Origin of the sequence: Hymenobacter artigasi (assembly GCF_012275535.1) — a bacterium.
Lineage (GTDB): Bacteria > Bacteroidota > Bacteroidia > Cytophagales > Hymenobacteraceae > Hymenobacter > Hymenobacter artigasi.
Window position 1 is genome coordinate 55130 of the sequence record NZ_JAAVTK010000019.1, and the last position, 13417, is coordinate 68546.

Annotated in this window: 12 protein-coding genes; 9 read left to right on the forward strand and 3 right to left on the reverse strand. The window is 54.0% G+C overall.

Annotated features, from left to right (window positions below; all coding sequences use genetic code 11):
* Nucleotides 1-69: 69 nt before the first annotated feature.
* From brxC to HBN54_RS20850, 3 genes are read right to left on the reverse strand one after another with little or no spacing between them, the layout of a single operon-like run.
* Nucleotides 70-3588 (reverse strand): BREX system P-loop protein BrxC, encoded by a 3519-nt coding sequence (gene brxC / locus HBN54_RS20840; protein WP_168675169.1) that lies wholly within the window; start codon nucleotides 3586-3588, stop codon nucleotides 70-72.
* 5 nt (nucleotides 3589-3593) lie between these two features.
* Nucleotides 3594-4175 (reverse strand): DUF1788 domain-containing protein, encoded by a 582-nt coding sequence (locus HBN54_RS20845; RefSeq protein WP_168675170.1) that lies wholly within the window; start codon nucleotides 4173-4175, stop codon nucleotides 3594-3596.
* Nucleotides 4176-4183: 8 nt separating this feature from the next.
* The gene (locus tag HBN54_RS20850; protein WP_168675171.1) at nucleotides 4184-4783 is read right to left on the reverse strand and encodes a DUF1819 family protein; all 600 of its coding nucleotides are present in this window, start codon (nucleotides 4781-4783) and stop codon (nucleotides 4184-4186) included.
* Nucleotides 4784-5010: 227 nt separating this feature from the next.
* On the opposite strand from HBN54_RS20850, the gene HBN54_RS20855 reads away from it, so the two are divergent.
* The 9 genes from HBN54_RS20855 to HBN54_RS20895 all read left to right on the forward strand — a co-directional run bounded on the left by HBN54_RS20855 (nucleotide 5011) and on the right by HBN54_RS20895 (nucleotide 13368).
* Entirely contained in the window at nucleotides 5011-6480 is a 1470-nt protein-coding gene (locus HBN54_RS20855; RefSeq protein ID WP_168675172.1) for a sigma 54-interacting transcriptional regulator, read from the forward strand.
* Between the two features lie 294 nt (nucleotides 6481-6774).
* Nucleotides 6775-7740, forward strand: coding sequence for a CBASS oligonucleotide cyclase (locus tag HBN54_RS20860; protein WP_168675173.1), 966 nt, complete (start codon nucleotides 6775-6777; stop codon nucleotides 7738-7740).
* A 13-nt stretch (nucleotides 7741-7753) separates the two neighbouring features.
* Nucleotides 7754-8254, forward strand: coding sequence for an HORMA-1 domain-containing protein (locus tag HBN54_RS20865; protein ID WP_168675174.1), 501 nt, complete (start codon nucleotides 7754-7756; stop codon nucleotides 8252-8254).
* Nucleotides 8254-9138, forward strand: a complete 885-nt coding sequence (locus HBN54_RS20870) for an AAA family ATPase (RefSeq protein ID WP_168675175.1) — start codon at nucleotides 8254-8256, stop codon at nucleotides 9136-9138. The genes HBN54_RS20865 and HBN54_RS20870 overlap by 1 nt, the downstream gene beginning before the upstream one ends.
* 27 nt (nucleotides 9139-9165) lie before the next feature.
* Nucleotides 9166-9927, forward strand: coding sequence for an SMODS-associated NUDIX domain-containing protein (locus tag HBN54_RS20875; RefSeq protein ID WP_168675176.1), 762 nt, complete (start codon nucleotides 9166-9168; stop codon nucleotides 9925-9927).
* Nucleotides 9928-10583: 656 nt separating this feature from the next.
* A complete protein-coding gene (locus HBN54_RS20880; RefSeq protein WP_168675177.1) occupies nucleotides 10584-11051 on the forward strand; it encodes a LexA family protein in 468 nt (155 codons plus the stop codon).
* A 2-nt stretch (nucleotides 11052-11053) separates the two neighbouring features.
* Complete coding sequence (locus tag HBN54_RS20885; protein WP_168675178.1) at nucleotides 11054-12412, forward strand: Y-family DNA polymerase; 1359 nt, start codon at nucleotides 11054-11056, stop codon at nucleotides 12410-12412.
* Between the two features lie 81 nt (nucleotides 12413-12493).
* The gene (locus tag HBN54_RS20890) at nucleotides 12494-13003 is read left to right on the forward strand and encodes a hypothetical protein (RefSeq protein ID WP_168675179.1); all 510 of its coding nucleotides are present in this window, start codon (nucleotides 12494-12496) and stop codon (nucleotides 13001-13003) included.
* The gene (locus HBN54_RS20895; RefSeq protein ID WP_168675180.1) at nucleotides 13003-13368 is read left to right on the forward strand and encodes a hypothetical protein; all 366 of its coding nucleotides are present in this window, start codon (nucleotides 13003-13005) and stop codon (nucleotides 13366-13368) included. The genes HBN54_RS20890 and HBN54_RS20895 overlap by 1 nt, the downstream gene beginning before the upstream one ends.
* Nucleotides 13369-13417: the final 49 nt, after the last annotated feature.

Here is a 13417-nt window from a genome sequence, read left to right on the forward strand (position 1 = left end):
AAGGCAAGAAATGAAGCTCTGGCTTCGAGCAGAGCCGTCAATACAAGACGTGTTGAAAAAGCAGTAGAGTTAAGCGGGGAGCACAATGCGCTGGTTTTGGTCCAGCAAGCCCAGCATCTTCGTCCGGAGCGCAGTCAGGTACTCTTCTACATCGCCAGGGCTCTGCAGTTCCGTTTTTCCAATGCTCACTTTAATCTGATGACTGTTGACGTACCGGATGCGTGGCTCCTCGACGCCTGGCGTTTCATCGTCCTCTTTTTTGGCTGGTGCCGTCAGGGCGGTCAAGCGGTTCAGCGCATCCAGGTACATGGGGTCACCGGCACGGGTGCAAGCAAGCTGCAGGTCCGCGATAAAGCGGTGCTCATTCACTTGCTGGCGTAAAGTCCGGAAAGGAGTAAGTACATCCTGTTGCTGCACAGCATCAAGTTGTGCAAATTCCGGCCGATTTTGTAACTGTTGAAGTAGCTGCTCTACGACCCGTATGGTTTCCTCCCGCTCCTGTTTGATGCGGTCGTTAACACGGGTCTGCAAGGCGGTCATGTTGCCCTTGGCCTCCGTCAGCACCTTGCCTTTATAAGGCGAGGGATGTTGGTATGCTTCTTTCAGGGCGTCCAGCTCGGTGTGGTCTACGTAGCTGAAGTTGGACTGCTGGCCTTCCATAAAGCTGCGCACCTGGTCGAAGATGGTACGCTGCCCTCCACTCATGAACTGGCGAATGGGGTCTAGTACATCCTCTTTCAAGTCAAGAAGTGTCTTTTCCAACTCCCGCACCTCGGTAACCAAGGCAGTATTATCTCGCTTGGTGATATCAGCAAACAGGCTGCGCACCGGCTCAAGAGCTACCAGGAATGGGTACTGAGCCTTCTGACCTAACAAGACGTTTACCTCGCCCAGCTGCTGCGCGGCTTCGATTCGGAACTGATTGGCTATTTCCTTCGCATCGGTACTAGGGCACAGCTTGTCAAAAGCATCCCGGTACAAATCACATAGCTTTTTGACTTGCTGGGCATCAAACTCCAACTGTATTTCCAGCATGGTAGAGCCCTGCTGACGGTTGTTCAGCAGCCCGTCCAGCACCGCATTGTCAGTCAGGATGGTGGTGTCGCGCCGCAGCTCCAGCTTCCCTCGCTTGTAGAGGTTGGCCAACAGGTTGTACACCGCATTGGGATACCACCCGTAAGGCTTACGGCCAAAATTGTCGCGCACGTCCACTACGCTTGTGCGCTCGGATTGCTGCTTACGCAGATGCACGTAGTTTAAGATTGCCTGCTCGGCGGCCGAAACAGCTGCTTTGGGCCCAGCAAACAAATCATCATGCTTCGCCTGTAGCGTACTGCGAACGTCAGCCTCTGTCACGGTCACGTTATTCAGCAGTGCCAGGCTTGGGTAAGCGACGTTAATTAGCTCCTGGAAGGCGTTGTTAACGCGGATTTTCCCGTCCGTTGACGTGCCGTTGGTCACTTCTCTTGCACTCAGGTAGACCTTAGCCTCTCCAAGCAAAGCCCGCATCCGATTCACCAGGGTGCGGCGGCGCTCGTCGTTGCGCTCCTGCTTTTCGCGCAGAATACGCTTCTGCCCCTCGCTGGGGCTGTCATTTGACTGCTGTCGGACGTACTTCTCCGTTTTCAGGTACATGCGCACATCAGGCAGCAGCGTGGCATCATCTGGTAAGCGGAACAGCGCCATCGTTGGGTAGCCCATGGTTAGAGCACGCAGGCCTTGCTCGTCATCGAACTGGGGATGGTTGGGCGTGATGATGTCAAGAATCAGCTCCGACTCACGGCCATAGAGTACACCGTCCACTTTTCTGGTAAAGCCATAGTCCTGTTTGTTTGCAGCATACCGGAGCTTGTTGTCCGCAATGATGTCATCATACAGGAGCTTGTGCAGCTCCCCTCCTACCTGCTGATTGTCTATGTCAACAGCCTTGATGGAGTTTTCAATATCCTTCTCTTCGTCGGTGAGATATTCATAAAGGTCCCCGTTGCGCCGGATATAAGTTTGCTGCTCCAACAGCTCCAGCGCCTCCTTTACCTGCTGCTCATGCGCCGTGACATCTACGTTTACATTGTCAATGAGCAGCGTGGCCAGGTTACGCAGATTGGCTGAAAATGCAGAGTAGTACTTGACCATGAAGAGCACCCGCAGCACTCGCTTCGCCAAATCATTTCCCAGGTTGTTTTCTGCGGTAAAGATGGCCGCCTGTACTTCACTTTTGATGGTGTTGCGCAACCCATCGAAGAGTCGGTCAAAGCTGACCAGATACCCAGCTGAATAGTCCCCAGCCTGCTTCAGCACCTCCTGGAAGACGCCGAGCATGGACCGCTCGCCAACAGAGGCGTGCCGGCCCTGGAAAGCGTTGTGGGTCGACAGCTGCCGGATACACTCCTGGAAGAGGTAGAACTGGTAAGGAATAAAGGGGTACTTGTTAACGAAGTCACCGTCATTCTTGAATTCGACGAACTGCCTACCCGTCGTGCTTAGACGCAGCAGCGTGCTCAGATTGGCGTGCTCCCTCGCCCAAAGGCCCTTGAGCTCTACTTTACCGTCTTCGTTTTTCTCCAGCAGACGCTTCTGAATCACCTCATCCACGTTAGCGGATGTTAGAGGCATTTTGGTTTTAAAGCGGGCCGTAATCTTAGAGAAGTCGTTGTGCTGGCTCGCGTTCATGTCGCCCACAATCCGCTCTAAATCATCCTGGGAGGTAACCAATACCCAGGAACGGCCTTTGCACTTTACAGCCAGTGTCTCCGCAATGGTCTGCAGGTTCAGCATCAGCTTGGTATTGCTACCAATGAACTGCCCGACTTCATCAACAAAGAAGTTGAGGCGGAATCCGGTCGGCTTCTCCTTCAGGTAGTCTTCTACTTTAGAGCAGAAGTCATCCACCGACATAGTCGAGGCCGTGTTTTTGAAGTCATTCAGAATGTTGAGATAGTCCTCCGACTGTCCTCCAAGCACGTTGCCCAATGCTTGCGCTGCGGCTTTTTTGGTATCCGGGAAGGCATGAAACGGCCGACGCTCCTCCCACGACTTGCCCGATACCGCCTCGAACTGGTTGGTAAACTCTTTGTACTTCTTCTGTTTCCACAGCATCCACTCGAAGGTTCCGATGTGGAGGCTGCTGCCAAAGAAGCCCAGGTGCTCATAGAACACTTGGTAGAAGACCGGCAGCAAGGTCTCCATCTGCTGGCTAGAGCTATGGGAGGCCTTATTATCAATATTGAATAGAATGGACTCCGAAGGGATGCGCCCCGCTTTTTCAATATTGGCTTTCAGAATAGAGTCCTGAATCTTAGCGGCAAATATTTCTCCCACCGGCCGTCCACCATGTGCTTGGTTATCCAAGACGTGGGAAAGAATCTTGAGCAAGTGGGATTTGCCTGAACCGAAGAAACCTGATATCCAAGCTCCGTTAATACCCGAGAAGTCGACGTAAGCGTCGAAAAATTCGGCAATCTTTTTCCCGATGTCTGCGGTAACTACATACTCGCTTACCTCCTGCACCACATGGTCGCGGTCTTCCGCCTTAATGACGGTTTCAATAGGTCGGGCAATATTCTGTTCGAAGAGGGTAGAAACGAGCATAAGGGCTATTCAGTGAAAGTGTCGAGGTTGAACGCGCGGTAGTAGTTGTCGTCGGCAAGCAGCCCGAATAGTTTGAGCTGTTCACCAGAGTAGGTCCCTGGGAAAAAGGCAACAAGTGGAGCACGCTCAACCAAATGATGTAGATTATTCAGGATGCTATGAGAGCGAATAAAAGGATATACTTCCCCGATTCCGGTAAGGAAATACACCTGGGGAGTCGCGCTTTGCACATGCCGCTCTATGGCGGGCAGTAATACTTGTTTCATATCCATAGCGGAGTGAAGTGCTTCACGGAATTCTGCTGCACTTTCCTGCTCTTCAAATTCGAACAAGGCTGGTAGCCCTATCTCCGAATCCAGGACTGACAGCGCCAACTTGAACAAATTGATTTCCAGAACTTGGATTCCGGTATTGTCCAACCGTTTTATCAAGGCGGCAATAGCCTGACGCATCTCCGTTTGTTGTTCGGCAGCGTGGGTGGAAATAAAGAAGTGAATGTCGCCACCCAGTAGCTCGCGCTTCAGGAAACGAGAACCAGATATGGTCTGAAACAGCCGTTCAGCCTTTTCAGGAATGGATTGTTTCATGGGATGTGTTAGAGGGAGCGGGGACCTGAGACCCCAACATAAAGCAGCGCCTCGGGCAGGTGCTGCTCCAACAGGTTGCGCACTTGGGAATGAATAAGCAAGGGCTGTAGCTCTTTCTCCCGTGTCGACTTGAGCAGTCCTACCTGTTCAAGCATTTTAAATAGTACCTGCCTTAGCTTCTTTTGAGTGTTTTCTGTGAGCCGCGTAAGCTCGGGATGAGATTCGCGCTTTTGCTCCACGAATGCCCGGTAATCGGATTCATACAACTGCCGGCTGTGAAGCTGCAGCTTGAGCATAACCACCTCCGTCACAAAATCCGCGATGAACTGAAAGGTTAGGCAAATGCCAACGAAAAGCACCTGGCGCTGGGCTTCGGTATCGAGTTTAGGAAGGGCTTCGAGAAGTGCCGGCGGCAACTTTGCCAAGCGGGCCAGCAATTCTACGGCTTGATGGTTGGATGTGCGCTGATTGCCTTTTTGCAGAACATCTTCCGTCGCAACTAATTGACGTGTGGTCTCCCACCCCCTATCAAGCAACAGCTGCACCAGTCGCATGGATTCGACATGGGCAAGCGAGGCTGTGGTGAAGGAGAGGCGATAAGCAATCATGGTTAAGTGTCTGACAGGAGCCGGTTGAAATAAGGCGGCGAGGAACCTGGCCGGACGTTCCAAAAGTGGTCCAAGTTAATGGCTGGTGAAGTCATTAGCAATCTGATTCCGCTAAAGGCTTAGCAGTAAGCTTTAAAATAATGGCACCTTGAAATTCTCCAACTTGTGCCCCCAAGCTCATTACTTTGAATAACGGTACGGCTTATACAGCTTACTACTTTCTCCCTATGGCCCATTTGCTAGTTTCCTGGTTAGCTCGAAAGAACGACTTTCGCTTCATAGAAGGCAAATTCGACAAGGTGAACCCAACAGGACCAAATTCCCAGTTCCACGAATACTTCTTTTTAGAAAATGGACTTGATGAGCATGTCTTGCTATACTCTACTGCCAAAGATGAACCATTAGCCGAACGTTTATTGGCTCACCTACTTGGCAAATTCCCAAAACGTAACATTCGGATAGAGCTGCTTCCGTTGGTTAATGTTATCGATTTGGCAGAGGTAAAAACCAAAGTAGAAACTTGGCTGCTTCAGCACAAAGGGCAGGAGTTGACCATATTTTTCTCACCTGGCACGCCTATCATGCAATTAGCTTGGTACGTGTGCCATACCACTCTTGGGCTCAGAACCCGCTTAGTGCAGACGCAAGAAGGCAAATTCAGTCCCGATGGGTTGCCTGCACTTATGCGGCTAGATGTAGAGCGGTCAGCCACTCCTGTAACCGCTATTATCCGTGAGCAGCAGCTTAAGTCGGGCTCTTCTCCCCTGATTCCAGACGAAGACACCCATTTCCTTAGTGACAGCCTGCACACTGTGTATCAGAGGGCGAGCCAAGTAGCCCAAACCGACAATGTAACGGTTCTGATTCGTGGGGAAAGTGGCACGGGGAAGGAACGCTTGGCTCAATTCGTTCACGAACAATCAGTGCGCAATAAAGCACCATTTCGGGCCCTCAATTGCGCTGCGCTAACGGATACCCTGTTAGAAAGTCGCCTGTTTGGGCATAAAAAGGGCTCTTTTACTGGGGCTGACCAGAACGCCGAAGGGGAGTTCAAAGCAGCTGAAGGGGGCACCCTATTCCTGGATGAGATAGGCGACATTTCGCCGGCCTTGCAAGTAACGCTGCTGCGCGTCCTGCAGAGCGACGAGATACAGCCTATTGGCGGCAAACCTCAAAAGGTAAACGTTCGGGTCATAGCCGCAACCCATGCGCAATTGGAAGAAAGATGCGAACAGGGTCTATTTCGCTGGGACCTCTACTTTCGCCTCGCCGTTGCCGAGCTGGAACTGCCTTCTCTGCGGGAATGGCCTTCGAAAGAGCGTGAAGCACTTATCGACCATTTGGTGAAGCGTCAACAGAAATCGTTGCAGAAGGCGCAGCCGCTGCGTTTAACTGCTGCAACTCGCAAGTTGCTGCTTGACCATCCCTTTCCAGGGAATGTACGCGAGCTGGAAAACCTGCTCACCAAGCTCTACATATTTGTGCCGGGAGATAACCCGGCAGTTCGCCCCCAGGACCTGCCGGTGCGCTACCGCCAGACAGGAGCCGCCAACACTTCGACCTCGCTGCTCATGCGGGATGCCGAGCGGGCCCATGCGGTGCGAGTCCTGAATTTATGTGGAGGGGTGAAAGCCAAAGCAGCCAAAGCGCTGGGGTTGGATGTCCGAACCCTTACCAGCATGTTGCTATCTGATTAAGGACTCAACTTTCGTCATTTTCTTGGCGGGAGCGAAGCCGAACCGTGTAACCCGCTTTGCTCTTTGCCAGCTCAAAGCGCTGGTCTAAAATTGGCATTGCAAAAGGAGCCTGCATTATTTGCGTGTTACTACGCAAATAATGCAGGCTCCTTTTGTAGTAATCTACCCTCATACGCTTGAAAAGGCCCTTGTCCATCGTGGCTTGGTTTTGGGAAATAGGCAGCAATACTTAAGTCACCCATCCTTTGAGATGGTATACTTCTCGCCTTTGCTTACTCATTCTCCATCCACCATATGAAGCTCGACAACGCCCAACTTGGCAACTTTATTAACCGCATTAAGCTCCATCGTGACGACATGGGGAAGTATCGGGACCAGATTCAAAACCTGCGTGACCGGCTAACAGCCAAAATCAAAGACGATACCAGCACCGGCATGAAAGTCACCCGCTTTTTAATTGCAGGTTCCTGGAAGAAGCACACTGTTCTACGTCCCAAGGGCGAACACCCAGTAGATGTCGACCTAGTGCTCTTTGTGGACGGTGACGACTCGCTTAAAAGCGATGTAGACAAGCTGCACGACTACGTGGTCAAGTACCTACTCGAAATCTACCCCACCAAGGACGTAGGTGACGTTGAGGCAGAGGGCAAGACCAAAGCCATTAAAATCACCTTCAAAGGCACAGGACTCGAAGTAGACATTGTGCCGGTGGTACCGGATACGCCGAGCACCTATGTCTGGCAGCCGGAGCGAGGCGGTGGCGGGCGCTTTATTACCAGCGTTGACAAGCAGCTAGAGGCGAATCTGCGAGCGCGTAAGCAGAATGCATCCTACACCTCTATCGTGCGGGCCTTGAAATGGTGGCGCAATCGGCAGGGCCTCAAGCCGGAGCTCACTTCGTTCACTATCGAACTGATTGCCTCCTACTTAGACGATACCTACGGCAGCGAGTCAAGTATCGAGGAGGGCATCATCCGTTTTTTCCAGTTCGTTAGTGGGCGCGACTTTCCGGTCATCACCTTTCCCTCGGCTATCAACACGGTGCCACGCTTTACCAATCCGGTCTTCATTGCTGACCCTACCAACAATGAAAATAACGCCGCCAGTAAGTTGGATAAAGATGCTTGGACTCGGGTAGTAAAGGCGGCTGACGAAGCTTTCGAAGGCCTGAGCATTGGTCAGTCCAGCCGTACCATGGGCGCGACGACTGAAGAGTGGGAGGCCGTGTTTGGCCCCAGCTTTAACATTGAAGCACAATAACCTGCTGCTTATTATGTACACCCAAACTCAAACCGCTACCTACACGGTAGTAGACATACAGAAGACCTTCGGGAATTTTGAAGCTGACCTGCGCATGATTGCCCGACGCACGGGTAAGCTTACGCAAGAAAAAGTCGAGCAATTCTGCCACGACGTGCTGGTAATGGCCGAGGGCCGCTACTTGAGCCGTGTGGACATTATCCTTACAAATGCGCTGGAACAGGTTCTACAAGCGGCCAGCTATGCCGTGAATGAGGAAGGTAGCGCGATGTCTGGCGACCGGGCGGGCAGCAACGATTGGCCTGACATTGCCGGCAGCCAATTGACTGTCGTTGTGCACCACAACTCCAATTGGTCATCGTTGGACCAAACCAAGAAGCAAGCCATCCACGCTAAGCAAAAGCTAAGCTGGGGCTCGACCAGCCTGGATACAACCTACTCTCACCTGCAGCGGGCGGCCGCGCAGGGCTACGCCAGCAAGGGCTACGAACTCAACAAAGTAAATTTCAAGTAATGGCCTCCAAGATTTTCGATAACATCACTGAGCTTCCGAACAAAGAAATCCAGCAACGCGCTGCCTCCCTGATTGGCTTTACTAAGCGCTTCGAGCGGATTCACTTCAACCTGCGGCTATTGTTGGACCCAGAGGGCCTGAAGAAATGGAGCATGAAGCATCACGGCAGTGCCCTGCCCATTCTGGCCTCGCTTACGGACCGCTACCCACTCGTGATTCTGGAAGGGGACGCGGGCACGGGCAAGACTGCCTCGGCCGAAGCTATTGCCGACCAAATTGCCCGCGAGCTCAAGAAAGACGGGTACTTCATCAAGCTCAGCACGCGGGTGAGAGGCGAGGGCCTGCACGGCCAAATGGCCCAGCTGGTGAACGACGCGTTCGAGCGGCTGAAAACCGAATCTAAGGAAGGCATTGCTTTTCTGCTCATCGACGAGGCTGACGCCATCGCGACGACCCGCTCGACTAACCAGATGCACCAAGAAGAAAAGGCCGCTGTTAACACGCTAATTCAGAAAATAGACGACCTGCGCAGTCTCAAGGGTCGGGCCGTGGTTATGCTCTCGACCAACCGCCTACATTTTCTCGATGAGGCCATCGTGCGGCGGGCTGCCGTTATAATGACCTTCGAGCGCCCTTCGGATGAGGAGCGCCGGGAGTTATTGGAGCAGGACCTAGCTGGCGTCAAGCTCACCAAAAAAGAGCTGGAAGAGTTGGTTCAGCTAACTGGCCCCCAGGAAAATAATGGCTTGGGCTATTCCTTTTCTGACCTGCGCCTGCGGTTTTTGCCCGAGGCCATCGCGCAGGCCTATCCTAATCAACCGCTGACCGCGGCGCTGCTCAAAAGCACCCTGCAGCAGATGCAACCCAGTCCTGCTATTAAGTAGCACATTTCATTATTCACCCGCCACACCATGACGTTCCTTCAAGTACTAGTTCCGCTCCTGAAGAGCGGTACATGGTTAATACCTAAATTATTTGAATCCGAGCGCGAGAAGCGTGGCCCCAGCTTCTGGAAGCGCATGAAGCTGCTCTATTCCAGTAATCGCCAGTTGGCTTCTAAACACGTACGGGTTTCAATTTCTTACTTGTTTCGCATCAAAATTGATGGGCGTTACCTGCTGGTGAAAGGCCGGCGCATCAATCAGTATCAACCAGTGGGTGGAGTCTACAAGCACGATTCGCAGGCTCTACGCGACCAGTTCACCAAGTGGGACGTGCGAGAGGACGAAATTATGCCCATCGACATTCACAGCCGTGATGACTTGCGGGTTAGGGTACTAGGCAAGAACCTAATCCCCTTTCTCAACTGGTTCGTGTCGGAGAAAGACCGCGAAACCACCCAGCAGCGCGAGTTTCAAGAAGAGCTGGTAGAACCCGGTTTTTTGTCCAAAGCCTTTGCTACAATTGACCCGCGGTATCTATATACCGTGTGGCGGCCTCTCAATTATTCACCCCACACTCAGGCTACGGAGCTGATGGTGTATCAGGTATATGAGCTGAAGCTGACCCCCGCCCAGGAGCACGAACTGCGTCATCTGCAATTGCCCGCCTCGAACGAGCTGCGCTGGGTAACCGAAGAACAGATAAAGCGACTAGGTGATGACCAGTTCAAGCATACTGACCCGTTTCGCATTGGCCAACATGCTAGTTATTTGCTTTCTCCAGAGGGATAAGTTAAATGCAAGTCCAACTGACGGCAAATCACCTGCACAGGTTATGGTTAGACCTAGGCTTCGATAAACTGATATATGCTCAAGCAGGATACAGTCATAAAAGGATTGTTACGGCTTTTTAAAATATGACCTTCCATTTCCACGAGTTCTGCACTTAGCGCGGATGCCTGATTTCATCCCGCTCAGCGATACTTGGCTTGGCAAGCTCCGGGGAATAGCGCAGTCAGCAGTTCAGCTCATATACGGAATGCCTTGAGCGGGTGTCACGTCAGTTTGCTTTGCCCCTTAGCCACGTCTTGGTGCCCACATTTAATTTTTGATGAGTGCGCAAACTTCTTGCGGGTGACTTTTTGCTAACCACCCGCAAGAAGTATATTATCTAAAGCAACAAAATTCAAGAATATACTTTTTTTATTGTCCATAGAAAATATCAGCGAACTGAGAGCACTCTTCTTATTATACCCACACTTAAATAATAATATCTAAGTGTGATAGCTCCCCTTATTCAGTAACACGAGAAACATTTTTATTTTTATGCCTTTATATTAAAGCTTTACGGTTGACTGTCAGTATATATTACCAAAATTATTAGTCGTCATATAAACTAATTAAATTAGTATGCGTTACTTTGGGCGTTCACCCATTCTTATCGCCCGATGTACGACGTGCTTCTTATTCCGGTATTGGAAGCCCCAATGCCCGCTTCCCTGCCCGTGTTCAGCTGCCGGGTAGCGGCAGGTTTCCCCTCCCCGGCCACCGATGAGCTAGAGGGGCTGTTTGACCTGAATCGGTTGCTGTTCCGGCACCCGGACGCGACGTATCTGGTGCGCGTGATGGGCGAGAGCATGAGCGGGGCCGAAATTCACCCCGGTGACCTATTAGCAGTGGACAAGCATCTGGAAGCCGACCATGGCCACATCGTGGTGGCGGTGGTGGAAGGCGACTGCACGGTGAAGCGGTTGGAGCGCCGGGGCGAAGCGTGGTGGCTGGTGCCAGCGAACCCGGCGTTCAAGCCCTATCAGATTCGGACGGGAGAAGAGCTGCACATCTGGGGCGTGGTGACGCACGTGGTGCACGAGCTGGTCCCGGGCAAGCTAACGGCGCTGCTGCACAGCCACGACTAGCGGTGTTCGGCTTAGTGGATTGCAACAACTTCTACGTGAGTTGTGAGCGGGTTTTTCAACCCCGCCTGGAAGGGCGGCCGGTGGTCATTTTGAGCAATAATGACGGGTGCATCATCTCGCGCTCGGCCGAGGCCAAGGCGCTGGGCCTGAAAATGGGCGACCCCTATTTTCAGGTGAAGGAGCAGCTGCGGCGGGACTCGGTGCAGGTGTTCAGCTCCAACTACACGCTGTACGGGGATATGTCGCGGCGCGTGATGCACTACCTGGGAGCCACGGTGCCGGGGGTAGAAATCTATTCGATTGACGAGGCCTTTCTGGACCTAAGCGGCCTGGAACAGCACCTGACGCCGTATCTGGGCAATCTGACCGACTTGGCCCAGCGCATTCGGGTGGGCGTGAAGGCGCGCACCGGCATTCCGGTGTGCGTGGGCGTGGCCCCGACCAAGACGCTGGCCAAGCTGGCCAACCGGCTGGCGAAGAAAGATGCCGGCCTGGGCGGGGTACTGTACCTGGATTCGGCCCGGCGGCGGGCCTGGGCCCTGGGGCAGGTTCCGGTGGGCGACGTGTGGGGCGTGGGGCGGCAGTATGCCCAGAAGCTCACGGCGGCGGGCATCGACTCGGCGGCTGACCTGGCGCGGGTGTCGGATGCCTGGGCTCGTAAGCACCTGGGCGGGGTCGTCGGGGCGCGGTTGGTGCAGGAACTGCAGGGCCGGCCCTGCGCGGGGCTGCATCCTTCGGAAGATGGAACGCTCCGCCGGCAGAGCATCAGCTGCTCCCGCACCTTTGGCCAACCCCTTTCCGCGTTTGCGGATGTGCTGGCGGCGGTAACGGCCTTCCTCTCGCGGGCGGCGGAAAAGCTGCGCCGGCAGGACGACATGGCCCACGTTTTGACGGTGTATATCAGTAAAAACCGCTTTGCCACCAACGTGCTGCCGCCGTTCTCGCGCTCGGCGACGCTCACCCTGCCCATCGGCCCGACGGCCGACACGCGGGTGCTGGTGAGCTACGCCCGCGCCTTACTCCGCCGCCTGTGGGAGCCGGGCACCGTCTACCACAAAGCCGGCGTGGTGCTCGATGGCTTGGAGCCACCCGGCACGGGTCAGCAGCTGGACCTGTTCGGGTCGTCGGCCCCGAATCAAAACACACGGGAGGAAGAGGTACTAGCCGTCGGGCGGCCCGACCTCATGGCCAGCCTCGACGCGCTGAACCAGCGTTTCGGCCGCGGTACCGTGCGCCTGGCCTCGGCAGTGTTACCACCTGCTCCGCAGGATAAGGCAGTTCGTGCGCCCTGGGAAGGCCAGGCCCGCTGGCGCTCGCCGGCTTTTACGACCCGGCTGGAAGATTTGCTCATCGTCCGGTAATGGCTGCTTCGTCGGGTAACCCGCACAGCGCTACTTTTAGCCCTCACTCCTGGTACCCATTTTTTCCCAACCTCCTTTCCTATGCAAGAAACCGACACTCCTCAAGCACCGGCTGCGGGCGCAACCCACATCTTTGGCATGGCTAAATCCAGCCTCGACCTGCTCGGGGCAAAACGGCAAAAGTTGGAATTGGATTACCTGCGCCTGGTATATGCTTGCCAACACTACCAGGCGCAGGGCTGCCAGGCCTTCGGCTACCTGGCGGTAACCTCGACCGCTATTGAGCAACAGGTGCTGAAGTGGGCAGAAAAATACCTGGTTCCTGCCGGCTTGGTGCAGCTGGTGATACCTGAACTGTCCGATATTGAGCACCAATCACTGCTGGCGGAGAAAGACCGGAATCGGCTGGGCAATCTGGCGAAAGCCGAGGCCGGGGTCCTGTTGAAAAACGCGGATGGCTCATTTGGTCGGGATTTGCTGGAAACCGTGCTTCAAACCCATATCCTGGGACAGCACCCGGCCCTGCACAGAGGCGCGGTCGTCGGTGCCAACCCGATGGGCATCCAGTGGGACTATTACGGAAGCTATTAATGGCCATTCACCTCTGTTTCCGCCACGCGCAGGGGCTCCCGATGGGCGAGCCGCTGGCGGCGTGGGAATCACCGGCATCCCTCTTTTTCCCCTCGGTCCAGGCTCTGCGGCAAGCCGCCGACGCCCAAGGAATAAAGGAGCTATTCTACGATGGCCCGGATGCTTTATTTCCTAATTGCTCCCCTGGAAAGGCCAATTTTGGGGCGGATGCCGAAGAGCTGGTCTGGGAGTTGGCCTGCGACCACACCGACGACCCGGAAGATGCCACGACGTGGCCCGCGGGGTATGCCCTGCTTCAGTTCCTGACCTTTTGGCGCCTGGCACTCAACGAGCCCGGCGCTCATTTGGAGTTGGTTCAAGCGTAATGCTTTTCAAAAAAGTCAGCTCTGGCCGGTCGTTTATAAAATGACTTTT